The 25,778-nt window shown below is 41.1% G+C and carries 26 protein-coding genes and 1 pseudogene; 14 read left to right on the top strand and 13 right to left on the bottom strand.

Annotated features, from left to right (window positions below):
- The first annotated feature begins 12 nt into the window (after positions 1–12).
- The 5 genes from F9K23_14260 to F9K23_14240 all read left to right on the top strand — a co-directional run bounded on the left by F9K23_14260 (position 13) and on the right by F9K23_14240 (position 5,729).
- Complete coding sequence (locus tag F9K23_14260; GenBank protein KAB2914363.1) at positions 13–1,092, top strand: BamA/TamA family outer membrane protein; 1,080 nt, start codon at positions 13–15, stop codon at positions 1,090–1,092.
- A gap of 33 nt (positions 1,093–1,125) precedes the next feature.
- The gene (locus F9K23_14255) at positions 1,126–3,174 is read left to right on the top strand and encodes a hypothetical protein (protein KAB2914362.1); all 2,049 of its coding nucleotides are present in this window, start codon (positions 1,126–1,128) and stop codon (positions 3,172–3,174) included.
- A gap of 31 nt (positions 3,175–3,205) precedes the next feature.
- Positions 3,206–4,660, top strand: coding sequence for a hypothetical protein (locus F9K23_14250; protein ID KAB2914361.1), 1,455 nt, complete (start codon positions 3,206–3,208; stop codon positions 4,658–4,660).
- A gap of 173 nt (positions 4,661–4,833) precedes the next feature.
- Positions 4,834–5,244 carry a transcriptional regulator gene (locus F9K23_14245; protein KAB2914360.1) on the top strand — a complete coding sequence of 137 codons (411 nt, stop codon included), beginning with the start codon at positions 4,834–4,836 and terminating at the stop codon, positions 5,242–5,244.
- 71 nt (positions 5,245–5,315) lie between these two features.
- Positions 5,316–5,729, top strand: a complete 414-nt coding sequence (locus tag F9K23_14240) for a hypothetical protein (protein KAB2914359.1) — start codon at positions 5,316–5,318, stop codon at positions 5,727–5,729.
- A 40-nt stretch (positions 5,730–5,769) separates the two neighbouring features.
- Here the strand turns inward: F9K23_14240 and F9K23_14235 are convergent, their stop codons facing one another.
- Together F9K23_14235 and F9K23_14230 are read right to left on the bottom strand one after the other, a co-directional pair.
- Entirely contained in the window at positions 5,770–6,738 is a 969-nt protein-coding gene (locus F9K23_14235) for an NAD(P)-dependent alcohol dehydrogenase (protein ID KAB2914358.1), read from the bottom strand.
- Between the two features lie 98 nt (positions 6,739–6,836).
- The gene (locus F9K23_14230) at positions 6,837–7,259 is read right to left on the bottom strand and encodes a DUF1801 domain-containing protein (GenBank protein KAB2914357.1); all 423 of its coding nucleotides are present in this window, start codon (positions 7,257–7,259) and stop codon (positions 6,837–6,839) included.
- Positions 7,260–7,414: 155 nt separating this feature from the next.
- On the opposite strand from F9K23_14230, the gene F9K23_14225 reads away from it, so the two are divergent.
- Together F9K23_14225 and F9K23_14220 are read left to right on the top strand one after the other, a co-directional pair.
- Entirely contained in the window at positions 7,415–7,990 is a 576-nt protein-coding gene (locus F9K23_14225; protein ID KAB2914356.1) for a hypothetical protein, read from the top strand.
- A gap of 218 nt (positions 7,991–8,208) precedes the next feature.
- Complete coding sequence (locus F9K23_14220; GenBank protein KAB2914404.1) at positions 8,209–9,246, top strand: pirin family protein; 1,038 nt, start codon at positions 8,209–8,211, stop codon at positions 9,244–9,246.
- 32 nt (positions 9,247–9,278) lie between these two features.
- On the opposite strand, the gene F9K23_14215 is transcribed toward F9K23_14220, so the two are convergent.
- The 7 genes from F9K23_14215 to F9K23_14185 form a co-directional block, all read right to left on the bottom strand.
- Positions 9,279–9,533: a hypothetical protein gene (locus F9K23_14215; GenBank protein ID KAB2914355.1), complete on the bottom strand. Its 255-nt coding sequence runs from the start codon at positions 9,531–9,533 to the stop codon at positions 9,279–9,281.
- Positions 9,534–9,538: 5 nt separating this feature from the next.
- Positions 9,539–9,736, bottom strand: coding sequence for a hypothetical protein (locus F9K23_14210; GenBank protein KAB2914354.1), 198 nt, complete (start codon positions 9,734–9,736; stop codon positions 9,539–9,541).
- 24 nt (positions 9,737–9,760) lie between these two features.
- Entirely contained in the window at positions 9,761–10,111 is a 351-nt protein-coding gene (locus F9K23_14205; protein KAB2914353.1) for a hypothetical protein, read from the bottom strand.
- A gap of 12 nt (positions 10,112–10,123) precedes the next feature.
- Entirely contained in the window at positions 10,124–10,279 is a 156-nt protein-coding gene (locus tag F9K23_14200; GenBank protein ID KAB2914352.1) for an SMI1/KNR4 family protein, read from the bottom strand.
- Positions 10,280–10,415: 136 nt separating this feature from the next.
- Positions 10,416–10,892 (bottom strand): SMI1/KNR4 family protein, encoded by a 477-nt coding sequence (locus tag F9K23_14195; GenBank protein KAB2914351.1) that lies wholly within the window; start codon positions 10,890–10,892, stop codon positions 10,416–10,418.
- A gap of 102 nt (positions 10,893–10,994) precedes the next feature.
- Positions 10,995–11,519, bottom strand: a complete 525-nt coding sequence (locus tag F9K23_14190) for a hypothetical protein (GenBank protein ID KAB2914350.1) — start codon at positions 11,517–11,519, stop codon at positions 10,995–10,997.
- Between the two features lie 147 nt (positions 11,520–11,666).
- The gene (locus F9K23_14185) at positions 11,667–12,602 is read right to left on the bottom strand and encodes a LysR family transcriptional regulator (GenBank protein ID KAB2914349.1); all 936 of its coding nucleotides are present in this window, start codon (positions 12,600–12,602) and stop codon (positions 11,667–11,669) included.
- Positions 12,603–12,797: 195 nt separating this feature from the next.
- Between F9K23_14185 and katG the strand changes: the two genes are divergently transcribed.
- Positions 12,798–14,984, top strand: coding sequence for a catalase/peroxidase HPI (katG, locus tag F9K23_14180; GenBank protein ID KAB2914403.1), 2,187 nt, complete (start codon positions 12,798–12,800; stop codon positions 14,982–14,984).
- 223 nt (positions 14,985–15,207) lie between these two features.
- Here the strand turns inward: katG and F9K23_14175 are convergent, their stop codons facing one another.
- The 4 genes from F9K23_14175 to F9K23_14160 are packed head-to-tail and all read right to left on the bottom strand — an operon-like array spanning position 15,208 to position 18,153.
- Positions 15,208–15,870 (bottom strand): response regulator transcription factor, encoded by a 663-nt coding sequence (locus tag F9K23_14175; protein KAB2914348.1) that lies wholly within the window; start codon positions 15,868–15,870, stop codon positions 15,208–15,210.
- Positions 15,867–16,673 carry a sensor histidine kinase gene (locus tag F9K23_14170; protein KAB2914347.1) on the bottom strand — a complete coding sequence of 269 codons (807 nt, stop codon included), beginning with the start codon at positions 16,671–16,673 and terminating at the stop codon, positions 15,867–15,869. Before F9K23_14170 ends, F9K23_14175 begins: the two co-directional genes overlap by 4 nt.
- Complete coding sequence (locus tag F9K23_14165; GenBank protein KAB2914346.1) at positions 16,637–17,314, bottom strand: hypothetical protein; 678 nt, start codon at positions 17,312–17,314, stop codon at positions 16,637–16,639. Before F9K23_14165 ends, F9K23_14170 begins: the two co-directional genes overlap by 37 nt.
- Before the next feature lie 17 nt (positions 17,315–17,331).
- Entirely contained in the window at positions 17,332–18,153 is an 822-nt protein-coding gene (locus F9K23_14160) for a hypothetical protein (protein ID KAB2914345.1), read from the bottom strand.
- A gap of 447 nt (positions 18,154–18,600) precedes the next feature.
- Between F9K23_14160 and F9K23_14155 the strand changes: the two genes are divergently transcribed.
- The 6 genes and pseudogenes from F9K23_14155 (at position 18,601) to F9K23_14130 (ending at position 25,770) form a co-directional block, all read left to right on the top strand.
- Positions 18,601–18,918 (top strand): hypothetical protein, encoded by a 318-nt coding sequence (locus tag F9K23_14155; GenBank protein KAB2914344.1) that lies wholly within the window; start codon positions 18,601–18,603, stop codon positions 18,916–18,918.
- Positions 18,919–19,113: 195 nt separating this feature from the next.
- Positions 19,114–19,407, top strand: a pseudogene (locus tag F9K23_14150) (hypothetical protein).
- Positions 19,408–19,895: 488 nt separating this feature from the next.
- The gene (locus F9K23_14145; GenBank protein ID KAB2914343.1) at positions 19,896–20,357 is read left to right on the top strand and encodes a hypothetical protein; all 462 of its coding nucleotides are present in this window, start codon (positions 19,896–19,898) and stop codon (positions 20,355–20,357) included.
- Positions 20,358–20,708: 351 nt separating this feature from the next.
- Positions 20,709–21,182 (top strand): hypothetical protein, encoded by a 474-nt coding sequence (locus F9K23_14140; GenBank protein ID KAB2914342.1) that lies wholly within the window; start codon positions 20,709–20,711, stop codon positions 21,180–21,182.
- 232 nt (positions 21,183–21,414) lie between these two features.
- Positions 21,415–23,058 (top strand): tetratricopeptide repeat protein, encoded by a 1,644-nt coding sequence (locus tag F9K23_14135; GenBank protein ID KAB2914341.1) that lies wholly within the window; start codon positions 21,415–21,417, stop codon positions 23,056–23,058.
- A gap of 138 nt (positions 23,059–23,196) precedes the next feature.
- Positions 23,197–25,770 (top strand): T9SS type A sorting domain-containing protein, encoded by a 2,574-nt coding sequence (locus F9K23_14130; protein ID KAB2914340.1) that lies wholly within the window; start codon positions 23,197–23,199, stop codon positions 25,768–25,770.
- The last annotated feature ends 8 nt before the right edge of the window (positions 25,771–25,778 follow it).

The raw sequence follows: 25,778 nt of genomic DNA, 5'->3' as shown, positions 1-25,778 counted from the left end.
CCGTACTTATTCATGCTTAAAAAACTATCCATAACATCCTTTCTGTTGTTGCTTGTCATTACAGCAGCAGCAAACGATACCACTAAGAAAAAGCGACCCATTGGTGTTTTTCCGGTGCCAGCTTTCGGTTACGCGCCTGAAACACGTTGGTATGTGGGCGCAGTGGCCTTGTTTGATTTACGCTTTCTGCAAAAAGATTCTCTTTCGCGTGTTTCGAGCGCAAAGGCCGAGGTGAACTATACCCAAAACAAGCAGTTTATTGCCGAGATACAATGGAATGCTTTTGCCAAAAGCGGCCAATGGTATCACGAAGGGGTGCTGGGCTACCGCAAATTCCCTGAGTTGTATTGGGGTGTCGGGGCGGCCACAGAGGATAGCGTGAAGGAGCTTTACAGTGCCAGCCGTATTGAGGCCGACATACGCTCGCTGAAATTGGTAGGCAAGAATACATTTATAGGCTTGCGCTACCGCTTGCAAAATATGTTTGGGGTAGAACCCAAACAAGGCGGGCTGCTTGAAAACAGCAGTAAGTATGGGGCAAAGGGCGGAATATCATCTGGCATTGGTCCTGCCTTTTTGTACGATAGCCGTAAAAATGCCCTTAATGCCCAACAAGGGTTGTTTATAGCTGCCAGTGCTATGCATTTTGGCAAATCGCTGGGCAGCAACTACAGTTTTAACCGTTTTGAAGCGGATGCCCGCACCTATGTGAAGGTGAAGAAAACCATGTTGGCTTTTCAGGCATACACGGTACTAAACGAAGGGACACCTCCCTTTAGGCTGATGGGCTTAATGGGTAGCGACCGCGATATGCGAGGATACTACCAAGGCCGCTACCGCAACCAAAACTACCTTGCTTTGCAGGCCGAGTGGCGTGTACCTGTGAAATGGGGGCTTGGCTTTGCAGTGTTTGGCGGAGCAGGCGAGGTTTTTGAATGGGGGAAACCCTACACCATGCAGGTGTTTAAATATACTGCCGGCGGAGGACTGCGCGTGCGGGTGGATAAGAAAAGTAACGTAAATATGCGCTTTGACTATGCGGTGGGATACAAAACAAGCGGATTTTATGTGGCCTTTGCCGAAGCTTTTTAAAAATAAACTTACATACACTAAACCAAAAATATCATGAGCATCTTTAACTATCCGAGAATTAATTTCACAGGTCTTTTAATGGTGAATGTGGGCACAGCGAATAACGACGATTACTCGAGTGATGTGTTCCCTGCCGGAAGCCCTTATGCGGGTCAACCTGTACGATTGGCCGATTCTATTAATGTGCAGGCAATAACGTACGGAATGAACGATTCGGACTGGATTGCATGGGCGCAAACCCAAGGCACTTTCGCAAAACCTTCACAATCAACTGCTGTGGCTGCAAAAATTGCCAACAGCAGCCGTTCGGAAGGGGGAGCCTCAACAGCTGCTACTCCTACCGAAACCCCTGTACAGCTTATCCCCGGCGAATGGAACTACTACGGCGACATGGGACTAACCATGATGGGAGTTAATGTTGTAGGCGTTGACGACCCTGCTAATGTTATCCCTGCAAGTCTTATGACGCAACTGCGCGGGGCATCATTGTCTTACAACAATCGCCCCGACAGTACAGGCCGTACAACGGGTATGCTGATTGACGTGAACCCCGAAGACCCTTCGTGCTCGCAGGTGTTTACCGATTTTTTATCGCTTACGTTTAACGAGGAGTTCTTAATGTCGGGCAAGCCCAGCAAAGCATCTACCCGTTGGATTAACTTTCAGCGTAATGCCAACCTTACCGGACCCAACGGGGCTGCGGCAACCTTTCAATGCGTAATCCCGCTTTCTGAATTGCAAGGCCAGCCCATATTAGCGGGTATGCCCCAAACATCGCCCACAGGGCAGGCATTGGCAGGCGTTGTGTGCCAGTACAGTATGTTCCGCAGTATGCAAGCCATCAACACCTTCAAATACCAAGGTCAAGCGTGGTTTGATGCCATTACTAAGCTGTATGAATCAAAAGGACTAAACCCAACCTACGTCCAACTGCAAGGCACTATCGCCCCTTGGTTTGAGGGTGAAATGAAATCAATAGCAGAAGGTCGATACCTTATTCCAACCAATAATACCATTCCCGTTCCTCCGGGATGCCAAGCCAACGGTCCGGCTCTTTCGCTGGCTCCGGCTACCCTGCAAATCGATACCGTAAACAATAACATCGTTGTAAACTTTACCGCTTCGTTTCCTGAGTTATACAAAGGCCAGTATGACCCTTTGAGCACTGCAAACAATGCCAAATATGACTTTGGCCAGCTGTCATTAGGTATCAGTAACGATGGTGTGAACCAACCCTTTGCCGATATTTTATACTCAACCATGGTAAACGACGGTATGGGTTGGGTGTTTATTTTCCCCTTCGACCCAACTATACCCGGTTTGATGGAAAAGCTTGAAAGCGGACTGTTCACGGTTTCAAACTCGCAATACGGCATTTTGCTGCAAGAAACACCTTACATGATTGTATCCGACCAATCAACAGTATTTACTGAACAAATAGCCGCAGGCGGCAGCACCAGTTCGTTTTTAGATGAGGACGGTGTGCCCGTAAGTATCAGCTTTAATGCCTATAAAAAAGGGGTGCAACTAACCGCTTCTGACCCTGATACATTTGATTTGTGGGTATATGATACCACCCCCAATCAAGCTCCCGGCAATGCAACACTGTTAGTTTCGGGATACAAACCCGGTCAAAGCATATCACTGCCGGTAGGTAGCGCGGGTAACCGTTTGATTACTGCCGTGGCTTCTACCGATGCACCACCTCCGGCAAGCTATGCCAACTTTCCAATGAATTATATGCCCATCATCAACATTCGCATACTGCCCAACGACGTGGATTACAGCCAGTATTATGTAGACCCAACTGCAAACCCGCCTGTTGGAAATGCTTCGCTTACGTTTGATGTGATTTATAACGAGGTGTTGCGTAACTACTACCTGCTGTACCCCGCCATGAGCCAACGGGTACCCCTGAACGACCCCCAATATTGGGCCGACCCGGTAATGGCGCGTACATTGTTTCAACGCATCAGTCTTGAGTATTGGGGACGTTCGGAAGCCATGCCGCGTACTCGCGACTTATCGCAAACCCGTCGCGATTTGCTTGCTGCCTGGTGCTTAAAAATTATTCAGGGTTAATATTAAAACTACTATCAAAAAACATACTGTTATGAAAAAGACAACACTTTTATACCTGCTACCGCTATTAACATTGGCGGCCTGCGGAGGCGGGGGAAATAAATCCGGCCAAAACGGTAGCGATACTACCAAAAAAGACAGCATGAATACCGCTGCCAACGCCACCGTGCTAACGGCAGTGGGTCAACCCGCTGCTACTGCTCCCTACACGATTGAAGTGATAGACACAAAAGCAGCTTTTGCGCCTACCTTGCAATCGTTCGGGTTTGGGCAAAGCGGCGGTCAATGGTTGCTGGTGGGTGGCCGTACGAATGGTTTCCACGGAACATCTGATAACGAAAGCACGTTCCCTACCAAGTTTGGCAACACCAATATGTTTGTGGTTGACCCCACCTCAAAAAAATCGTGGAGGTTGGAAATTCCTGCGGTCTTCAAACTGCAACTGCAAAGCACCAATATGAACTGCTATCAGGATGGTGATTACTTGTATTGCATCGGCGGTTACGGTTCATCCTGCGCTACTGATTCACCCGAGTGTTACCAAACATTCCCTAACCTAACTGCCATCAATGTACCCAATGCCATTGCTGCCATCACCTCAAACAATGCTCAGGCATTAGAGGCCAGCATTACATCTATTACTGATGAGCGTATGCGGGTTACCGGCGGTGCCTTGCGCAAAATTGGAGGCTGGTTTTACTTAGTGATGGGCCAAAACTATGATAAGAAGTACAAAGGGGCGGTAACAGGTATTTACACCCAGCAAGTACGCAAGTTCCAAATAGGGAATACAGGCGGACAACTGACGATTAACAACTATACCGCATACGATGTGCCTTGGAGTACACCGCCACTTAATGACCAGTTTCACCGCCGCGATTTAACGGTGTCGGAAACTATTATGGACGACGGGACTCATGGTATTACCGTGTATGGCGGGGTATTTAGCACCAATGGCGGAAACGGATTCCCTAATCCTATTTACATTTCGCAGGACAATACAGGTAATACGGCTTTTGCTTTCGACCAAGGGTTTGCTCAAAAGCTAAACTTGTATGAGTGTGCCAATGTTACCATGTACGACCCCACTGCAAAAAATATGTACACCAGCTTTTTAGGTGGCATCACCGATTATTACTACGACAAAGCCGGAGTTTTAACCCCCGGCAGCATAATGAACTTTTTGCCGTTTAGTAAAAACGCAACTACGGTGGTAAGAAACGGAACCAGCAAAACATCGGTGGAGTATCCGCAACAAAGCCCTGCTTTGCCCGGATATATCGGCTCTGATGCTGAGTTTATACCCAACCCCGCACTGGCTACATACGGCGGCATGGACGAAATGATTGATTACTCGCAAGTGCCCAGCGGTAGAACGCTTGTAGGTTGGATGTACGGTGGTATTCTCTCAACTGCCGAGCAAAGCAGCGAGATGAACCCAACGTTTGCCAACAGTAAAATTTACGAGGTTTGGATAACTAAGTAATTCTTTCGAAATAATTTGTAAGCCCCGCTGCGACCTGTTTGCAGTGGGGTTTTTTATTACAAAACGGAGAAAGTATTAATGTCGCAAACAGCCCCCTACTATGCCGTTTTGCCACCCATCATTCAACCGTTTGTCACATACATTTGGATCATACTATTTATAAAACCAGAACTATGGAAACAATTACGCTTGACAATGACATTACCGTTTTTTATGTGGAGGCGGCTTCTTACCCCGATGGGATTTTGGAAGCGCACGAGAGTTTACATTCATTAATCCCTTTTTCACCCGAAAGAAAATACTTCGGTATTTCCAGACCTGAGAACGGGGAGGGAATACGCTACAAAGCCTGCGCTGAAGAAATGCACGAAGGCGAGGGGAAAGCATTGAACTGTGGCACCGTTGTGCTGAAAAAGGGCACTTACGTTAGCATTGTTTTGAAAGATTATTTGAAAGACTTGCCAAGCGTGGAGCGTACCTTTAGCCAACTGCTTGAGCATCCCGGGTTAGACCCTCAAGGCTATTGTGTTGAGTGGTACATTACCAATAAAGATATGCGGTGCATGATTAGGCTGGAAAATTAATCCGGTTTTTATACTCCTGACATACGGTTGTCAGTAAGGGCTCTAAATTTGTGTTTGAAAAGGCAGAAACAATGAAAGTACACACCACAAATTATCACAACGCTTTTATACTGATTGCCGACGATTGTCCTGCTGCTATGGGTGAAATGCCTCCTGTAAAAGAAGATAAACGCACAGCCGCCAACATACAATTTGAAATGGTGTTGAAAAACCCCTACAAGTACACCTCCGATGAGGTGTTGTTTGAGGTGTTTGCCGAGAAAAACGATTTAACGGAAAGTGAACGCGAAGAAGGCTGGAAACAGTTTTTCTCAAAAGGGCAAGCCTGCTTTAGAGCATCGCCTCTAACCAAACGTTACGGATGGGGAGTACACAGCAACGCCGAAGGCAAAATAGCATTGTATGCCAGCGGCACCCCTGAATATGAACGTTTTGCCAATGACAAAACACTTACTGTTGTAAAAGCTATGAAAACAAGCCGATAAGGCACTATACAACCCCTGCTTTTGTGTAAGCGGGGGTTTTTTATTCTTCCTCAAACGTTATTAAAACATTTCCTGTTTTTTGGCCGCTGTTTACGTAATAAAACGCCTCTTCTATCTTCTCCAGCGGGTATGCCCTGTCAATCAAAGGTCTAAATTGGTTGGATTCAAGCAGTCGCTTAATAAACACCAAACTCTTCATAATATTAAACGGTATCGGGAATTTTACCTTTTTACCCCCCTTGATGGTGGTAATAAGCGGTAGGTATGTGTTCTCCATTCCGGGACCTAATTCTGACGACATATAAATACCCCCGTCCTCTAAAATGGGTTTGCATCGGGCAAAGGTGCTCTTCCCCACCGAGTCGAAAACATAGCGGTATTTTTCATTCTCTGTTGTAAAATCTTCCTGCGTGTAGTCTATCACCACATTAGCCCCCAATCCTTTTACGGTTTCAATATGTTCAGTGCTGCAAACAGCTGTTACGTGTGCCCCGTAATACTTTAAAAACTGCACCGTGGCAGAACCTATCGCTCCTGTGGCACCGTTTACCAACACCTTATCATTTGGGGCAACTTTTACCTTCGATAAAAAATAATAGGCATAATGTGCGCCTTCGGCACTTGCTGCGGCTTGCTCATAGGTTATCCCCTCGGGGATGCTTAGCATGGCCATATTTTCAGGAACAGCAATGTATTGGGCGTGAGAACCCAGCCCGGTATCATTAAACCCCCAAACCCTGTCACCTACTCTAAACTTGCTAACCTTTTTGCCCACAGCTGCCACCTTGCCTGCAAAATCAGTTCCCGTGCTGGGAAATCGGGGCTTAAATAAGCCGGAGAAAAAGCGGATAACAAAGGGTTTACCTGTAAGTATGGCGCAATCAGTGCGGTTAACGGTAGTAGCAAACACCTGCACCAGCACTTCATTGTCTTTAGGTGTTGGTATAGCTATATCTTGAATAGTTATCGACTCGGGGCGGCCGTATTGAACCCTGATGGCTGCTTTCATAGTTTATGTTGATTTACAGCAGCAAGTAAAATTTAATACCGCGCCTTTGCGCAAATTCTTAGACCAATCAAAAGTAAAAATCCATTAACCTAAAAAGGTCAGGGTTGATTGGGAAATCTCTTTAGGGTTTCTTCCACCGTATTTTTAGCCAAATGTACCAACACATCCGTATCAATGTCTTCTATTTTCTGAATGTACACACAACCCTTGCCTGTTTTGTGTTTACCCAGTTTGGCCAATAGTGCCTCGCGTTCTTCACCACCCGAAAGGTATAATGTAATGGCATTGGCTCTTGATGAAAAACCAACCAGCGGAGCCGAACCCGAATGGCCGCTGTCGTAGGTATAGTTATAACTCCCAAAACCTACAATGCTAGGGCCCCACATTTTGGCTTCGTATCCGGTACAAGCCGTCATTAGCTTTGCTATGGCTATACAATCTTCTCTTCTTTTGTCGTTGCTTATTGCTGCAAAATAGTCTGCCACGCTTGCTTGGGTTTCAGTGGTTTTGTTCTTTGCCATAACAGGGTTCTCCTCTGTATGCAAGTACAAAAAAAACAGGGGTGAAAACAAAACATTTTTAGCTGCCTGTTACCGTTAATTACTGTTGACATACAGCTGTCAGTGGGTATCCCTATGTTTGCATCATACCATTAAAAAAGCAGTATTATTAGCGTATGGAAAATAAAGAGGCGGATACCTTTTGCCCCGCAAGCCGACAAGAATGGAGACAGTGGTTGCAAGAAAACCACAGCAAAAAGCAGTCGGTTTGGCTTATTTATTACAAGGTGAAAACGGGTAAATCAAGCCTGGTGTGGAGTGAAGCCGTTGATGAAGCCCTTTGTTTCGGGTGGATAGACAGTAAAGCGGTTTCGATTGACGAAGGGTCTTTCAAACAGTTTTTTTGCCCGCGAAAACCCAAAAGTGTATGGTCTAAAATAAATAAAGAGAAGGTGAAGCGATTGACCGAGGAAGGGCTAATGACACCGGCAGGCCAACGCTGCATTGATATTGCCAAACAAAACGGGTATTGGAGTATATTAGATGAAGTTGAAGAATTAATCATTCCCGATGATTTGATGAAAGAACTTGAGGCAAGGCCGGGCGCAAAAGAGTTTTTTATTAACCATAGTCCTTCTGTACGAAAACTGGCTTTGTACAAGATTGCTGTTGTAAAACGCCCTGAAACAAGGCAAAAACGAATAGTTGAAATAGCTGAACAAGCTGCCCGAAAAGAAAAGCCATCGGCATAAGTCTAAACTAATTGCTGTTGCACCCGCGAAAACAATTTTTGCATCATTTTTGTATTGTATCAACAACTGTTTTCAATAAAAATGATAAATTAGAAGTTGTTTTAATACCCTGTGCAACCATGAAAAACAATAAAGAAAGAAGAAGTTTTTTAGGTAAAGCCTTTTTGTTGGCAGCTTCTTCAGTTGCCTTGCCCTCCATCCCTTTTGCCCGTAATTTTATGAAGAATAAAGAAGCCGTGAATCCGATATTAAACACTAAAGCCCTTGGTTTTACTTGGGAAACCTCCGATCCGTTTTTGTTTTGTGTGCACCACGAAGACGCTTTTCCAAGCGGTAATGATGAGATGGCTCCCGATATAAGGTATTTGGAAGGTCGCCACATGGGGGATGATTTTATTATTAAAGACGGTTTCAGGATGTACCACGGGATGAATGTACCCGGCTTTCCCGGCCACCCGCACAGGGGGTTTGAAACCATTACGGTGGTACGTAAAGGGATTGTAGACCACGCTGACTCAATGGGTGCGGCCGGCCGCTACGGCAACGGTGATGTACAGTGGATGACGGCGGGAAAAGGGGTGCAACACTCTGAAATGTTTCCGCTGATAAACAAAGACAAAGACAACCCGATGGAGTTGTTTCAGATATGGCTGAACCTGCCGGCTAAAAACAAAATGGTTGAGCCGCACTTTAAGATGTTTTGGAAGGAATCTATCGGTAATTTGGTGCACGAGGATGTAAATAAAAAGAAAACCACGGTAGAGATTATTGCAGGCGAATTGAATGGTATAACTGCCCCTGCACCACCCCCCAACTCGTGGGCGGCTGAAAAAGGAAATGAAGTTGCGGTGTTGAATTTTAATATGGAAGCGGGAGCTATTTTTACACTGCCCAAAGCTGCTAAGGGCATAAACCGCACTATTTATTTTTACGAAGGGGACGAAATTACCATTGCTGATACTAAGGTACAACGCTACCACTCGGTAGAGCTTGTGGCCGATGTTGAGGTAACTATAACTGCTGGTGCAAAACCTGCCGAAATTTTACTGTTGCAAGGCCGACCCATTGCTGAACCTGTGATACAGTACGGGCCGTTTGTGATGAACACCAAGCAGGAAATACACGATGCGTTTGAAGATTACCAAAAAACCCAGTTTGGGGGCTGGCCTTGGCCCAAAGCCGACCAAGTACACGCAAGGGAAAACAAACGTTTTGCCAAATATGCAGACGGCACGGTGGATATGAGGGAGAGTTAATGCGCGGGCGGTAAAAGTGCAGGAATAGATTATTAGCGTGCCGTGTAGTATATTCTTCGATCCATAAACTCGGTAATGGAGTTTGTCGCTTTTCTCAAATAATTCTCTATATACTCTTTACCTTCATATTCACAAACATATATAGGAGGGTTTTCTCCTTCATCAAAATAGAAAAAGTCGATGGACCCATTTTCAATCGCCATTACCCAATAGTTATCTTTTGGGAGATTTACCCCATATTCTTTAAGGAGTTTAGGTACTATTTCAGCTACCTTTTTTTCTATCAAGTAATCTATCTCATGACTTTCACTCCAAGCACGAAACCCTTGCTTACCAGTGAGCCAGAGAAACTCTCTATATGCCTGAGGAAATTTTTTTCCATCTGGGATTCAACTTTAGTTATTTCAGCTTCATCAAGCCCTTTAGTGTCTCTTCTCCACCTCTTTTTATCCATAAAAGACTGGAGGTTTTTCAGATAATTTATCTGCATCGTTTTATCATAATGAGGATAACCCTACCTATTCCTTTTCCAGAAAGTGAATATCTTATAAATCCACGGCATATTTGGTCTATCGTATATAGGATTGTAAATATCAACATAGAAATTTATGAACTCACTAAAGGATGGCCTTTTCCTTAAATATTCATAATCAGGTTCATCTTTCATTTGCATTTCGCAGACATATACCGGTGGGTCGTCGCCTTCGTCGAAATAGAAAAAGAAAATCACTTCAGCCCCTTCATTTTCAGCAAATACCCAAAACTCATCGCTTTTAAGTGATATGCCATATTCTTTTAGATTTTTTCTTGCCAATAACTGCATGTTATGCTCCAGCAAGTAGCTAAATCCATTGCTGATTGGCATTGCTCGAAAGTGCTAACCTGTAATCAAAAGATACTCCCTGTACGCTTGTGGGAACCTTTTACCCAGTTCCGCCTCCATGGCAATAATCTGAGCTTCTGGCACTTTGTTTTCTTTTGAACCGAACTTATCTGTCCACTTTTTTAATTTCGGAAGGTATTTTGGTTCCATTAGTCTGTTTATTGTTTATGAAGGTTATTGAGGGTAAATGACACAATCACAGGAGTTGTTATTAGTTGTCAACTAAATATTTTTTTCCTAACTCTGTTATGTAATCAAATATTTTGTACAGTACATTGTTATCTAATTATTTATATTTTTTTGTTTGATCATACAGATCAACGTAATAGTTAAAAAAGTCGCTCAAGTGCTCTTTTGACTTGCGTAAGTATGGGTAATCAGGATCTTCTTCCTTTTGAGCCATTTCACATACATATACCGGCGGGTCGTCTCCCTCATCAAAATAGAAAAAGAAAATCACTTCAGCCCCTTCATTTTCAGCAAATACCCAAAACTCATCGCTTTTAAGTGATATGCCATATTCTTTTAGATTTTTTCTTGCCAATAACTGCATGTTATGCTCCAGCAAGTAGCTAAATCCATTGCTGATTGGCATTGCTCGAAAGTGCTGACCTGTAATCAAAAGAAATCTCCTATAAGTAATCGGAAATTTTTGCTGAATCAATATTTCTATTCTTTCAACATCTGATTCAGGAACTTCATATCCTGTCCACTTTTCCCTTTTCAAGAACATTTCGAGTTTCTCCAAATTATCTTTTTCCATAAAATCACTAACTATTACCTCGTATTTAGTTTATTTGTGCTGTGTGTGATATGATTACTTGCAATTTATATTTATAGATCTTACATCGTATCTAATTCAATTTTACAGGGGGCCACTCTCCATTTCTTCTAACAAACTGCCCCACCAACTTGTATTAGTATCGTCTTTATTTATTTTTTCAAACTCGCTCCTTAACTCTGTAGAATATATTTTTTTGTTACCATAATATTCTTTCATACCTAACAAGTCAATTTTTTCTGAGAATATCTCATACGCTTTCCAAAATTCTAAAAAAACTAATAAACTACTATTGAGAAGCAGGTATTGTTTCTCTGAGCCTTCATAATCAAAGTGATAAATAATCCTATCTGATTCAACATCTAAAAATATTGAAAAATAATCTTCTAGCAGTTCTCTTGTATAAAGCTTGATATATTTACTTTTATGTAGCGAAAGTTGATCCAATATAGTGTAAACTCCTGCGTACCCATCATGTCTTTCAGGCAATCCCACCTCCAACAAAATTTTTTGGTTTGTAAGGGAAATTTTAGGCAGAATTTTCAGCACCTCTTCACTTAGTGCTGGCTTTACTAATCTATCCCCAAAATATTCTATAATATTATTCATTGCATTGTACATTTAACATTTATCTGCTCTTTGGGGAAACGTTGACGTAGCCCTACCGCTTCATAAGCTCAAAGAAACAAAAAGTATATGCAAAAAAATGTCGTTACTTCTGCGTTTGAATTTTATTAGCCCTATTTACCAATACCGTCAAACGGGTAAAAGCCTTTCTCCATTAATCTGATTGTTTGGCAACAGCGGTTCTGTTTTAGCTAGAATCTCTTTCTGTAACATATCCAAAATCTTTTTCTTTACAAAATGTCGATGGGTTACTAAACCAATGCTCCGATACGGGGCAGGGTCGATAAAGTTGCTGATAAGTGCCTTCTCTTCGTTTGATAAATCAACCACTGACAAATAGGGCAGTAATGTAGTAGCGCTATTGGCTTTTACAAACCGTAATAAGCTATCTATAGAGCCTGCCTTGTATTCAAAATTTAGTTTTGATGCAAAATCCTTGTTGTGTATTTCGCATAGCTTCACAATCTGCGTACGCATACAATGCCCTTCTTCCAACAAGCATAAATTGCTCAAATCAATTTTACTTATCGCTTTTTTAGATGCCTTTTTGTTCTTAGCATCATAAAAAACAAACGGCTCATCGTACAGTTTCACCTCAACAATATCTTTATCCTTAACGGGTATTGAAATGATACCGATATCTAATTCCCGTGATTTTATTTGCCTGATAATTTCTCCTGTAGTTTGTTCCTTTACTTTAATAACCAGCTGGGGAAATTTAGCGGCAAAATCTTGTAGAAATAATGGGAGTAAGAACGGCGCAACTGTCGGGATTACCGAAATAGTAAGCGTTCCCTTTATTTCACCCTTTATTTCTTTAGTAAGCTCGGTAAACTGCTCAATGTTTTTCCAAATTACCTTCAACTGCTCAATAATTACCTGCCCCTCTGCCGTCAACTCCACAGGCTTCTTTTTTCTATCAAAAATTTTTATGCCAATCTCGTCTTCAAACTTAGATATCATGGTACTAAGCGTTGATTGAGTGATAAAACATTTCTCAGCCGCTTGCTCAAAATGTTTGTTTTCTGCTACAGCAAGCGTATATTGTATTTGTTGAATGTTCATCTATGCTATCAATAATGTTATTGAAACAATCGTTTTTGTCAAACAAACTTAAGGATTAGTTTTGAAAAAAATTGCTGTATTAATATGAAAACACGACATATCGCATACGGATTAATCGCAACTTTTACCTTACTAGGAAAGTTCAATTTAAAAGCTCAAGACAAAATGGAAAACAATGGAAAATGTCCTTTCCATATGGAACCACAGGGACAAAAAAAATTAGATGACTCAGTGGTAGTCAGCGTTGATAAAAAGACGACTACAAATACTGATTGGTGGCCCAATCAATTAAACTTGAAAGTGCTTCGCCAAAACTCTGCGCTATCAAATCCAATGGATGAAGGCTTTGATTATGCTAAAGCTTTTGACAGCCTTGATTTGAAGGCGTTGAAAAAAGACATAGCGGATTTAATGACTCAATCTCAAGACTGGTGGCCTGCTGATTTCGGACATTACGGACCCTTATTTATCCGTATGGCTTGGCACAGTGCCGGAACTTACCGCACCGGAGACGGTCGTGGCGGTACAAGAGCCGGACAACAACGTTTTGCACCGCAAAACAGCTGGCCAGATAATGCTAACCTTGACAAAGCAAGAAGGTTATTATGGCCGATAAAACAAAAATACGGCAAGCAAATCTCGTGGGCTGATTTAATGATTCTGACCGGAAACGTAGCGTTGGAATCGATGGGCTTTAAAACCTTCGGTTTTGCTGGTGGTAGGGAAGACGTGTGGGAGCCTGAAGAAAATGTGTATTGGGGATCTGAGAAAAAATGGTTAGCGGATGAGCGTTACTCAGGAGATCGTGAACTTGAAAACCCTCTTGCTGCGGTACAAATGGGATTGATTTATGTGAACCCCGAAGGCCCCAATGGAAACCCCGATCCTCTTGCTGCTGCAAAAGACATTAGGGAAACGTTTGGCCGCATGGGCATGAATGATGAAGAAACAGTAGCACTAATAGCAGGCGGACACACCTTTGGTAAAACCCACGGTGCGGGCGATGCCGCTTTGGTGGGAGCAGAACCCGAAGCAGCTTCAATAGAAGAGCAAGGACTTGGATGGAAAAGCTCGTACAAAAGCGGAAAAGGTAAAGATGCTATTACATCTGGCTTGGAAGTAACTTGGACCACTACACCTACTGAGTGGGGATATGGCTTTTTCAAAATTTTGTTTGAAAACGAATGGGAGTTGACAAAAAGCCCTGCCGGAGCACACCAATGGGTAGCCAAAAATTCAGAAGCTAAAATACCCGATGCGTTTGATGCCAAAGTGAAGCATAAACCCACCATGCTAACCACTGATTTGTCGCTACGTTTCGATTCTATTTATGGAGCTATTTCAAAACGTTTTTATGATAACCCACAGCAATTTGCCGATGCTTTTGCACGTGCTTGGTTTAAATTAACGCATCGCGATATGGGTCCCCGTAGCTTGTACTTGGGCTCTGAAGTGCCTAAAGAAGAATTAATCTGGCAAGACCCTATTCCTGCTCTTAACCATGAAGTAGTAAATGCTGCCGATATTGAAAAGTTAAAAACTTCAATTCTGGCATCAGGTTTAACCGTTAGTGAAATGGTTTCAACTGCATGGGCTTCTGCTTCAACATTCAGGGGTTCTGATAGAAGAGGCGGCGCTAATGGCTCAAGAATACGGTTGGCTCCTCAAAAGAATTGGGAAGTAAATAACCCTGCTCAATTGGATAAAGTGCTAAAAGTGTTGGAGAAAATACAAAATGACTTCAATGCCGCATCACCAAAAAGGAAAATATCAATGGCAGACATGATTGTGTTAGCCGGAACTGTAGGGGTAGAAAAATCATTACAAAACGCAGGACACAAAACCGGTGTGCCATTTACACCGGGCAGGATGGATGCATCACAAGAACAAACTGATGTTGAATCAATGGCTGTTCTTGAACCGATGGCGGATGGATTTAGGAACTATTTGAAAACTAAATTTACACTCTCAACCGAAGAGTTATTGGTTGATAAAGCCCAACTACTTACGTTAACTGCTCCTGAGCTAACTGTATTGATGGGCGGCTTAAAGGTTCTGAATATTAACTATGACAACGCTAAACACGGTGTGTTTACCACAAAAAAAGATGCGCTAACCAATGATTACTTTGTGAATCTTTTGGATATGAGCACAGAGTGGAAAGCTGTTTCTGAGTCTAAAGAAGTATTTGAAGGATTGGATAGAAAAACCGGAAAAGTAAAATGGACTGCTACAAGGGCAGATTTGATTTTCGGTTCGAATTCTGAATTGAGGGCACTTGCCGAGGTATATGCAAGCAACGATGCAAAAGAAAAATTTGCTAACGATTTTGTTGCTGCATGGGTTAAAGTAATGAACCTGGATAGGTTTGATTTAAAATAAGTTTATTAGTAAGAATGTGTTATGGCTGCCCCAAAAAGGCAGCCTTTTTTTTGTTTTTAAGCAACGTTATCAGGGTGGGCTGTGAACAAGTTGCAGTTTATAATTTCAAGACTTACTTTAGATAAAACCCTTCTCGGTTAAGAAAAGGGTTTTAGTTTTTGTAGCTGTAGCAGGTTATCAAGCAGTTAACGTGGCGGTAAACTTGGGCAAGCATTTTGATCACCTATTGGAGTAATCCTTCTTTCAAAGCTCTGTAAATAATTCCCGCCGTATTTTTAGCGTCCAGTTTTTCCATCAAGTGCTTTCGGTGTGTTTCAACAGTACGGGCACTTATAAAAAGCTTATCTGCTATTTCTTGTGTGGTAAACCCTTCTGCCATTAGCTCACACACTTCAATTTCCCGTGCGCTTATTTTTGTCATCGCATCTAGCATTGGGGGTAAGGTTCGCTTTCGCTTAAGCCCATTCAACATCACTTTCGATACATGATCATTAAAATAAAACCCACTCTCCATTACAGAAAAAATAGCTTTTTGTACCTCATCCGCAGATGAGTTTTTGAGCAAGTAGCCACTAGCACCCATATCCAATAAGTGAATAATGTAGTCGTCTTGGTCTATCATGGTTAAAACCAATATTTTAATGTCGGGATATTGCTGTCTTAGTTCTTTTGTGGTTTCGATACCGTCCTTTATAGGCATTCTTAAATCAAGCAAAACAACATCTGGCAGTTTAGTTATCTTAGTAATACCCTCTAGTAATACTTGGCCGTTTTCAGCTTCAAAAATTAGTTCTAAGCCATCACAGCTGTTCACAATTAGCTTTAAACCTTCTCTAAAAAGAGTGTGGTCATCTGCAACGGCAACTTTGATAGTTTCTTTTCTCATATTTCCAATTGTGTATGTGTAGTAAATGAGGGAAAGATGATTGCAATGCTTACCCCTTTACCCGGTGTGCTCTTTAGCTGCATTTCGCCGTGTAGCAGCTGTACCCTGCTGCTAAGTGTGGTTAGCCCTAAACTTCCTACTTTTTTGTTTTCTTCAACTGCAAAACCTACCCCGTTATCTTCATAAGTTAAAATAAGATCGCTAGTCTGTTGAAATAGGGACAATATTACTTGTGTGGCTTTTGCATGTTTTATAGCATTGTTTAGCAACTCTTGTACAATACGGTATAGGTGAATTTCAGCCTCAGTAGGCAATCGGCGTTCTAAATGGTGTTGAAAATCTATTGAGAAAGAACCCGCGTTTTCCATTTGTCTGCAACTATGCTCTATTGCCTTTACTAGCCCAAAAAGTTTAAGGTTTTCAGGCAGTAGATTTTGTGCAATAGCGCGCAATTTCAATACAGCTTCATCCAATAAATCTGCGGCGGTTTTTTTTGCGTGTTCTGTAATATCCTTACTCGGTTGTTGTACGGTTAAATATAGTTTTGTGGTTGATAATAAAGATCCAACTTCGTCGTGCAAATCGTGTGCTATGCGCGCCCGTTCATTTTCCCTAGCCGCAATCTCTGTTTGCAGGCGTTTTTTCTGCTCTTCCAGTTTTAACTGTTCCATGGCTGTTTGCTGTTTGTATAGCTTGCGCTGGTAATACACAAAAAATATTACCACCGCCATTGAAAGCAGGAACATAAGCAAAATGCCAACAAACATTAACCATGCGAATTCGAGTTCCGGGGGACGATCCATAGACTAAATGCCAAAATGATATAAAACAAAATAAAGAACAAAGCGTGAATAAACCATATTTGTATGCCTAATTGTTTTGAGTATAACAACAAATAATTACTGTATAGGAACACAAACAGGCTGCTTGAAAAATATATAAGCACTCCGCTATTTATCCAAAACATCGGGTATTGTTCTAATCGTTTCACAATCATTTCACTAGCCAGCTTATAAAAGAATATTAGCGTAAATATTATTAATACTGCCGATTCTATAATTTTTATGTTTGAGTTGTTAAATTTAAACCCTTGCAAAAAAAGTGTGTTTGTAATGGCTAACGCGGTAAATAAGATCATAGCTACAGGAATTACTTTTGGTTTTATAAAACCCCGCAATGCAAAACGGTAAACATTGGCAAGCAAAAGAAACTCTGCTATGGTGCTAAGATGCCCCAAAAACAAATTGGGAATACTAAAAATCCAAAATACGCGCCCAACACCATCTAAACAAAAGGCTACTACACAAAACAAAAGAATACGCTGCTGTATTACCGATAGTTTTTTGTAGCGAGAAAACCCCACAGCAATGGGTATTAATATCACCAAAAAGGCCCCTAAAATAACCCATTGCTGTGGAGTGATTGTTAAAAGTATTTTTTGCATATAATACTTACTCATCCTTATGGGCAGGTTGGGGGACAGGGTGCTGAGAAATCGTAACCGGATGAAATAAACTCATACGTTTCAGGATTATGGTTAGTTTTTTCTGCTATACCCATAACCATCCCTATCCTTGCCTTATCAAAATTTTCTACATTCCCATTGGTGTTAGTAGCAATGTGGCTAACCATGCAGAGGTAAAGTTTTGTAATGGAACTTTGAGAAATTGTAAGCTGACCAGGATACAGAATATTAATTGCATCACTAATATTGAAAATATACTTTTCAAGCGGTTTTGTTACAATATCTTGATCACCCACATTAATAAAAGTATCAATCACATCAATTGTACAGAACTTAGCTTTCATAGCAGATGAATCAGACATTTCTTTCCAAGATAAAGTCCATGTATCAAATAAAAATTTTGGCACAGCTAATCCGGATGATGTGGTTGGAGTTCCATATACAGGAAGACTTTGTGATGTAGGAATTCCTTTCAGGAGTTGGTAATAATCACTTTGGATAGTCCCATTATCATTTCTTCCTTGAATTAATACCGTTAATCTCGGTGCATAAGCTGTTTTAGCATCCTCCAAGCCAAACGAAAATATAATTTTAGTAATCCCTACAAGGTTGTTAAACACCCCTAGCTCATTTACCGGCACTGAAAAAGCCGATAATTTATTTTCATTTTGATTGCCCCAGTAAAGTAAATCATCAATTGATCTATTTCCTGATAACCTGAGATTTATTTCGTTACGATAATTATCCATAAGCCTCGTTGCAGGCTCTTTTTCAAGCGGTTTGATTGAAGACTGATCCATAGATTGTTGTGCTGCCATGATTGTTTTAATTAAGTGAATTAATAGTTTTTACTGAAACAAAGATGCTCTTTTACTGCTTAGAAAGACAAGTGCTCCCATTTAATCTATTTTAATAAAATTAACACAAACAATTGAAAACCAACAATATAAGTGCTTATTAAGCTAGTTATTTAAACATTTAAATCAGTAAAAACCCTGACTAAAATACGGGTATTTATACTCCTACAATTGCTGTTTGTAAAACCACGGTTAGATTTTCGGGAAACCCGTATTTATTCAAAACCCGTTTTTCAACTGATTTTTAGGGAATCCTAGCTCAACATCTTTGTTCCGTCCAATCAGATGCGCACTATCCGGACGGTGGAGCAGCACCCACTTTAATAAACGGACTGTTCCTGTACAGTTATTTCAGGAGGCGTAACCCGAAAAGCCTTATGAGTAGGAACTATCAAAAACTTAGATATTATGAGTATTATTCAATTGTATGGTAATGTAAACAAGGATGGCAGCATCAAGTCTGGCTCGGGATTTACCATTAAACATGATCCGGGAAAACCAGGTTATTACACCGTGGTATTTAACCATAAGTTTTCTTCCATGCCCAGTGCAACGGCCATTCAAAATTATATCGATTGGCCTGAGTTTAATTTCACTGGAGGTAGCACTTTAGATAACGTTGTCTTAGTTGCTATTGATACTGGAAACGCGGTTTTCAAAACAGGAGACAATACAGGAAATGGTCAAAACCGCAACTTCAGCTTCATAATCATGGGTCCCGCCTAGTAAGAGACCCTTATCATCTGGGGTATTCCTTAAAGAATATCTCTATATGTTAACAAACCGCAAAAAATAGACAGTGAACTTGATATCAACTCCCTAATTAATAGTTGATCGATAAGGACAGGTGGAGCAGAACCCACTTTAATAAACGAACCTTTTCTGTAGGGTTAATTGCAGAAGGCGAATCCGAAAAGCCATATGAGTAGGAGTTATCAAAAATTAAATAAAATGGATACTAAAATTGATGCGTTTGAATGGAGTTTACAAGCTTTTGAGAGACAAGGAAGACTTTGGTTAAAATGGTATTCTAACAGCCCTTTCCGAGACCAAGAAGGACAACTCTTTGTTTATAATGGACAAGGATTTCCTTCGGCCCCGGCAAATAGGGACTTAGCTGCCTGGCGTTGGGACTCGCCAGATGGTGAATGGGACACGGGACTTATTTGGGGTACAGGATGGCATTGTGCTCGCGGGGCTCAGTCCCCATATAATAGTCAATATGTCAGCTTTTGTAGAGTAATCACTGATGCGACTATGGGGCCTGATGTTGCAAAACCAGTTGTTTCTGAATAGTTATCTTATTTGCTAACTGAAGCTTAGAGCCTGTTTCTGTAGAAATTGGCTTAATATATGGTCAGAGCGTTTTGCTCTGACCATTTTTTTTTAGCAGAAGAGTTTTGCTAAAATTTGTTGTTACCAAGAATCCATTAGATAAGTATATCATTTGATTCTTTAAAAAGATTTTTTCTATAGAAATCCCTGACTGTTTTCGGGAAACCCGTATTTATTCAAAACCCGTTATTCAACTGATTTTCCGAAAATTCCGCCACAATACCTTTGAATCGTCCAAACTTCATTGCGCATTAACCGGACGGTGGAGCAGAACCCACTTTAACAAACGGCCCTTTCTGTGGGGTTAATTGCAGAAGGCGGAATCCGAAAAGCCTTACGAGTAGGTATTACTTTTAATAAATTAAAAAATGGATTATCAATGCGAAATTACAGGACCGCACAATATTGAAGTTTTGCGAGGGCTTAACAATAACGCCACTCTTTTGGCAGTTGCCCTAGGGTCTCAAAATATTATTCTTTATCCTCGCAATGATGGCTCGGGTCGGATGACCTGGGACGTTGAAGCCAGCAATGATGGGTTTTATTATTTGGTAGTGAAAAAGGGTGTGCAGCCTGCAACCTGTTACCTGTCTTGGGATGCCAACTCCAATGGGGTGTATCTATCCGGGGGTAAGGTTGATCTACAACAAAAATGGATTATCGAGCCTGTTCCAAATTCTCCCACTTGCTGCACATTTCATATCAAACCAGCCGGAAAATCTAATTATTTTCTAAGCACCAATGGGAATGGACGTGTGGATCAATGGAATACAGATGATGGAAGCGGCAGACAGCGCTGGCAATTTCAAGGCGATTGGGTTACTACCTAATTAAGTAAATAACCTACTTGTTTTTTTAACCACCCGTAACATATTCCGGGTGGTTTTTTTATTATAAAGATAACCCAACTTAACTGATTACCATTTCTTACAAGTATATAGCCCTTGAGGTTTGCATTAAAAATTCACTTACGATTCACGAAAAACCACCATTTATTCAAATTCAGTTATTTAACTGATTTTTCGGGAATGCACCCTAAATACCTTTGAATCGTCCAAACTTCATTGCGCATTAACCGGACGGTGGAGCAGAACCCACTTTAATAAACGGCCTTTTCTGAGGGGTTAAACACAGAAGGCGAATCCGAAAAGCCTTACGAGTAGGAAAAACTATCAAATAATATGAATATTAATTACCAAGCCTCCGTGGCAATTCAATCAGCCGAATTCTTTAATTTCTTGAGCCCAGGAGGGGGTGCTAAAGAAACACCAATCCATGCAGCCCCTTGGATTAATGTCTGGGAAGCATGGAAAATCATCAACTTTAATGATCCCAGCAGTACTGCCAATGTAAAATTCGGAGATATTGTGAGTTTTGAAAACAACAATTTCTCAAGCAGATTTCTGTCTGGCTTCCCTGGCTACGTACAGGTTACAACTATGGATGCCATGCAAGATTTTGAACGTTGGAAACTAGTTGACCCAACTAACCCATCGTCAACAGCAGATATAACCACTGCCAACCTTTTCGTATTACAACTGGTAAATGGTGGGGGCAGCCATCATGCGCAGGTAACCGGTGAAAACATACAACAATCTGTTCCGCTGGGAAGCCTTGGCTCTGAATTTAGGCTAATACAATTGAGCGTTTCATAACTCTTATTTGTGTTAAGTCGCTTTTCTAAAGCATTTATTCCAGTAAACACCAATTGGAAATGCTGAACTCTAAAACAAAACCCCGCTTATTACTAAGCGGGGTTTTTAGTTTTTGTAGCGGGAACTCTTTGTTATCAAACTGTTTGAGTTACTATCGAATAGCAGATTTATCCCCAACCGTTACTTTATAAAAACTTAACAGTAGCATAATGTAAAACTTCTAACATTACGAATGCTAAAATTTATTGGCGCTGTATTACTAATTAGTTTTAAGGTAGTTACGGCACAAACCAATCAAATCAACGGAGTATTACAAACGGCTGAAAAACTCTATAAAAACTCCCCTGATTCTGCTTACATACTTTCTAATCGTGAGTTTTTAGCAGCAGAGAAAAATGAAGACTTAGCCACACAGGCAGAGGCTTCGCTATTGCTGGGAGATATCTTTTATTCAGAAGGTCTGTTTCCAAGGGCTATGGAATATTACCTGCTTTCCAAAACCCGTTACACAACGCTTAATAATAAGCTGGGGATTGCCAATAGCTTGCTAAGCTTGGGTAAAGTAAATTATTACATTAAGCAGAAGGAAGAAGCTGCCGAATATTTTAACGAAGCACTTTTGGTATACAGAGAACTAGATGCCCAGAAATACATTGCTGAAACAATGGGCGAAATAGGGCATTTGCATGAAAAATGGAACAACCTTGATAGTGCAATGATATATCAGCAAACGGCCTTACGCATTTACGAATCGTTAAACGACAAAACAGGCATTGCTTACATATATGAAAACATAGGCAGTATTCACGAAGACCTTAAAGAATACGAACAGGCCTTTAGGTATTTTAAGAAAGCTGTTGAAATAAACACACAACTGGATAACAAAATAAGTTTAGTGGGTAATCTTAATAATATTGGCGACTATTACCGCAACACAGGACACTACGATAGCGCACTGTATTATACCAATGCAGCGTTAGGACTTTCACAAGAATTAAAGCTGAAATACGAAGAAAGTTTGGCGTTGAGAGACTTGGGACGCACCTATAAGCTCATTGGCGATTTGAGTAATACATTCTATTATTTGGAAGAAAGCCGGGTGATATATGATAACGTGTTTTCTGAAGAAAGCAATCGCCAGATGGCTTTGCTGCAAACACTTTATGAAGTTGAACGCAAAAACAACGAGATAAAACAACTTGAAAGTAACCGACAAATACAACAAATACGAGTTATAGGGATAACTATAGGCTCCATAGTGTTGTTACTGTTGGGCGGTGTAATTGTGAACCTGCAACGCTTGAAAATCAGGAAAAACCAAGAACTATTTAAACAGCAGAAAAAACTACACGCATCAGAAGTAGAAAACATAAAGTTACGTGAAGAACGACTGAAAATTGAGCTTGAACACAAGCATCTTCAAGAAAAACACCTGCAACTAGAGTTAGAATCTCAATACAAATCGCTGGGAGTAAAAATGCTTCAACTAACAGAAAAGAACAAGTTGCTTGAAGATTTAAAAGAGAGCCTAAAAATTATAGGTGGTTCTATACCCACCACATTAAAACCTAAACTGAAAGAAGCAGTCAGCAAAATCGATTTCAATTTTCATCACGATGATACTTGGGAAGAATTCAGGCGAAATTTTGAACAGTTGCATCAGGATTTTTTTGACCGCTTATTGGCCTTAAACCCCAGTCTCACTGCTAATGATTTGAAAATGTGTGCTTTGATTAAAATGAACCTTGAATCAAAAGATATTGCCCATCAAATGGGTATTTCAATAGATAGTTTCAGAGTGGCCCGTTATCGTTTACGAAAAAAATTAGGATTAAGCCAAAAAGACAATCTCAGAAACTTTGTATTAACCGCCTGATAAAAAACAACTTAATACTCATTGTTGCCTTTTTGTAACACCCATAAAACAACAGGTTGCCTATTTGCTGCCCGCAGGTTAACCTGACAGAAATATACACACCACAGATTTGTTGCGAAAACGAAAGCTAAACGAATCATGAAAAAACAACTCCTCTTACTACTACTTTTAATTAGTACTGTAAAAATTATTAGTGCACAAACCCAACTTATCCATTATTGGAGCTTCAACAACTTTGATTCAAGACTTTTAGGGGGAGTAAATCCTGACAGCATAGCCCCCATCAAAGCCGACTTTTCTTTGCTAGATACTAACAATGCTTTGTTGTATTACTCAAAAGTGCCCGGTACATCAACCAATTACCTAACCTATTGGGATAATAACAGTGGCAGTGGCGATACTTCTAATGCCAGAATGGGTGCCGGGGCGGGCAATGGCTTGCGGGTACGTAACCCCAGCGATAGTATGCAGCTATTATTATATGTACCCACATCAGGATTTCAGGATATAGTAATAAAGTTTGTTACTCAAGGTTCAAGCGCTACAAAATCATCAAAAACAGTTCATTTTGATTACAGTATAAATGGCGGTAGCAGCTGGCAAACTACAGGGCTTTCAACTTTGTATGACAGTGTTTACTACCAGCAATGGCATGTAAGCACCGTTAGCTTAAGCAATCCACAGGTAAACAATAACAGTAACGTTATCTTTAGGATAAAGCAGGGAACTCCCAATAGTGGTACAACAGGCACTGTTCGATATGAAAACATTACCGTTGAAGGCCAAACCTACTATTACCCCAAAAAATATTGGAGCGGAACAGGTAACTGGAATTTCTCAGCCCAGAGCTGGGCGGGTATTAGCGGCGGTACTTATAACAAAACGTGGGATACTGCCTCAATTGCTATACTTGAAGGCACAGCCGGCACTATAACTCTTACAGAACCCATAGCAGCCAAAGGAATAGATTTTAAAGTTTCAGGTTATATTATTACGGGCGATACCCTTACACTAAACGGTAGCGCACCTTATATAAACATAAAGGGCGGACAAACCATTCGTTCAGTAATCAAAGCAGAAAACAATCTTACTTTTAATGGTGATAATAGCACATCATACATATCGTTGTACGGAAGTAACGATTTTTCAAAAGGCATTACTTTAGATAGCGGTGCACGATTAACCCTTGCTGATGTTAATCAAAAAGCCACCGGTGCTTCAACTACAGCCGGTACTATAACTGTTTTAAAAAATGGATCGGTAATAACCAACGGTCCAGACCCAGCCACCAACAGTTCTATTATTGAGAACAATATAGTGCTTAACCCCAATAATATGTCGTCGCCATTTGTATTGGCTGTAGGTGCAGGTTCAGGCGGTGGTGGCGGAAAACTAACCTATAACGGCATTATATCGGGCAATGGTGATGTTATTATATCGAGTTTGGTAAATGGAACGGGAAATGGTACATACGGCGGTGCCGGACTCACAATATTCTCAAACCCTGCCAACAGCTATACAGGCAAAACCATTATAGCCGGTTCTACCAAAAACAGTTGTTTTCAATTAGGAGATAACAATGCCATCCCTGCAACTACCGATGTGGTTTTTGGCAATGGCACCGGCTCACAATCGGGAGCAATAGACCTAAATGGTTTTAATGTAAAAGTAAGTTCTATCTCATCAGACAGCACTATTGTTGCCGAGCAGGTAAACGGCATCACTAATGCCGCTTCAGTCACAGCCACATCAAATCTTACTATCAGCGGAAACAAAAACACTAAATTTTATGGCAAAATAGGCCGTATTTCACCAGCCAGCTCAAACGGTTACCTTAGAGGAGCCAACTCACCATCGGGCAACATGTCGTTAACGTTAGATGCCGCCAACACAGGCTCGCTGACAATATACCAAGCCATAGCCATTGATTACCCTACCACTGTAATGGGCGGCGCCCTTTATTTTAACGACTCACTTACCTCGCCAACAGTATTGGTAGGTAGTAATGCTACTATAGGAGGCTCAGGCCGCGGTACAGGTAGCCTTACCTTAAACGGAATCCTTAGCCCCGGTGAAGATGCTAACAGCACTGCAAACATAACATTTGGAGAAATACTTATTAACGGAGGCTCATATTATAAGTGGGATATTGCTAATGCAGCCTCAGATTGGGATTCGATATCAGCTACAGGTACAATAGATTTATCAAACCTAAATAGCACTTCTAAACTAAATATTTTGGTAACCGGTACCACGGTAAGTGGATTTGCCGATAACCAAACTTACGCATGGCCTATTGCCAAAGCTAATAGCATAAAAGGATTTAGTGCCGATAAGTTCAATATTAATACAGCAGGTTTCACACCATCATTTACAAAACAATTTAATGTGTCTGCTGATGATAGCACTATTTATCTTAATTATAATGCCCCTACAGGCATAGCACAACCTGCAAAAGGAATGATAAGCATTTATCCCAACCCTAACCGTGGCGAAGACATTATTATAAACATTGAAAGCACCGTAATTAGCGGCTCTGTAACCGTTGAAATTAAGGATATTTTAGGTAATGGGGTGTACACCCAAAACCACCCATTTGCAACCACCCTAAGCATACAACCGCAAAATACCCTGCAAACCGGTTTATACTTTATAACTGTAAACGATAACAACGGTAATTTTTACACCCACAAACTAATTATTAGGAAATAACGGCAGAG

The sequence above is a fragment of the Bacteroidota bacterium genome, assembly GCA_008933805.1.
Taxonomy (GTDB): Bacteria; Bacteroidota; Bacteroidia; order UBA8524; family UBA8524; genus SB11.
The sequence above is the reverse complement of the archived record's forward strand: the minus strand, read 5'-3'. Positions and strand labels throughout refer to the sequence as shown.

Excerpts from the sequence above, each read along its gene's own strand:
- F9K23_14260 (KAB2914363.1), top strand. The coding sequence starts at position 13 with ATGCTTAAAAAACTATCCATAACATCCTTTCTGTTGTTGCTTGTCATT.
- F9K23_14255 (KAB2914362.1), top strand. The coding sequence starts at position 1,126 with ATGAGCATCTTTAACTATCCGAGAATTAATTTCACAGGTCTTTTAATG.
- F9K23_14250 (KAB2914361.1), top strand. The coding sequence starts at position 3,206 with ATGAAAAAGACAACACTTTTATACCTGCTACCGCTATTAACATTGGCG.
- F9K23_14245 (KAB2914360.1), top strand. The coding sequence starts at position 4,834 with ATGGAAACAATTACGCTTGACAATGACATTACCGTTTTTTATGTGGAG.
- F9K23_14240 (KAB2914359.1), top strand. The coding sequence starts at position 5,316 with ATGAAAGTACACACCACAAATTATCACAACGCTTTTATACTGATTGCC.
- F9K23_14235 (KAB2914358.1), bottom strand. The coding sequence starts at position 6,738 with ATGAAAGCAGCCATCAGGGTTCAATACGGCCGCCCCGAGTCGATAACT.
- F9K23_14230 (KAB2914357.1), bottom strand. The coding sequence starts at position 7,259 with ATGGCAAAGAACAAAACCACTGAAACCCAAGCAAGCGTGGCAGACTAT.
- F9K23_14225 (KAB2914356.1), top strand. The coding sequence starts at position 7,415 with ATGGAAAATAAAGAGGCGGATACCTTTTGCCCCGCAAGCCGACAAGAA.
- F9K23_14220 (KAB2914404.1), top strand. The coding sequence starts at position 8,209 with ATGAAGAATAAAGAAGCCGTGAATCCGATATTAAACACTAAAGCCCTT.
- F9K23_14210 (KAB2914354.1), bottom strand. The coding sequence starts at position 9,736 with ATGCAGATAAATTATCTGAAAAACCTCCAGTCTTTTATGGATAAAAAG.
- F9K23_14205 (KAB2914353.1), bottom strand. The coding sequence starts at position 10,111 with ATGCCAATCAGCAATGGATTTAGCTACTTGCTGGAGCATAACATGCAG.
- F9K23_14200 (KAB2914352.1), bottom strand. The coding sequence starts at position 10,279 with ATGGAACCAAAATACCTTCCGAAATTAAAAAAGTGGACAGATAAGTTC.
- F9K23_14195 (KAB2914351.1), bottom strand. The coding sequence starts at position 10,892 with ATGGAAAAAGATAATTTGGAGAAACTCGAAATGTTCTTGAAAAGGGAA.
- F9K23_14190 (KAB2914350.1), bottom strand. The coding sequence starts at position 11,519 with ATGAATAATATTATAGAATATTTTGGGGATAGATTAGTAAAGCCAGCA.
- F9K23_14185 (KAB2914349.1), bottom strand. The coding sequence starts at position 12,602 with ATGAACATTCAACAAATACAATATACGCTTGCTGTAGCAGAAAACAAA.
- katG (KAB2914403.1), top strand. The coding sequence starts at position 12,798 with ATGGAACCACAGGGACAAAAAAAATTAGATGACTCAGTGGTAGTCAGC.
- F9K23_14175 (KAB2914348.1), bottom strand. The coding sequence starts at position 15,870 with ATGAGAAAAGAAACTATCAAAGTTGCCGTTGCAGATGACCACACTCTT.
- F9K23_14170 (KAB2914347.1), bottom strand. The coding sequence starts at position 16,673 with ATGGATCGTCCCCCGGAACTCGAATTCGCATGGTTAATGTTTGTTGGC.
- F9K23_14165 (KAB2914346.1), bottom strand. The coding sequence starts at position 17,314 with ATGCAAAAAATACTTTTAACAATCACTCCACAGCAATGGGTTATTTTA.
- F9K23_14160 (KAB2914345.1), bottom strand. The coding sequence starts at position 18,153 with ATGGCAGCACAACAATCTATGGATCAGTCTTCAATCAAACCGCTTGAA.
- F9K23_14155 (KAB2914344.1), top strand. The coding sequence starts at position 18,601 with ATGAGTATTATTCAATTGTATGGTAATGTAAACAAGGATGGCAGCATC.
- F9K23_14145 (KAB2914343.1), top strand. The coding sequence starts at position 19,896 with ATGGATTATCAATGCGAAATTACAGGACCGCACAATATTGAAGTTTTG.
- F9K23_14140 (KAB2914342.1), top strand. The coding sequence starts at position 20,709 with ATGAATATTAATTACCAAGCCTCCGTGGCAATTCAATCAGCCGAATTC.
- F9K23_14135 (KAB2914341.1), top strand. The coding sequence starts at position 21,415 with ATGCTAAAATTTATTGGCGCTGTATTACTAATTAGTTTTAAGGTAGTT.
- F9K23_14130 (KAB2914340.1), top strand. The coding sequence starts at position 23,197 with ATGAAAAAACAACTCCTCTTACTACTACTTTTAATTAGTACTGTAAAA.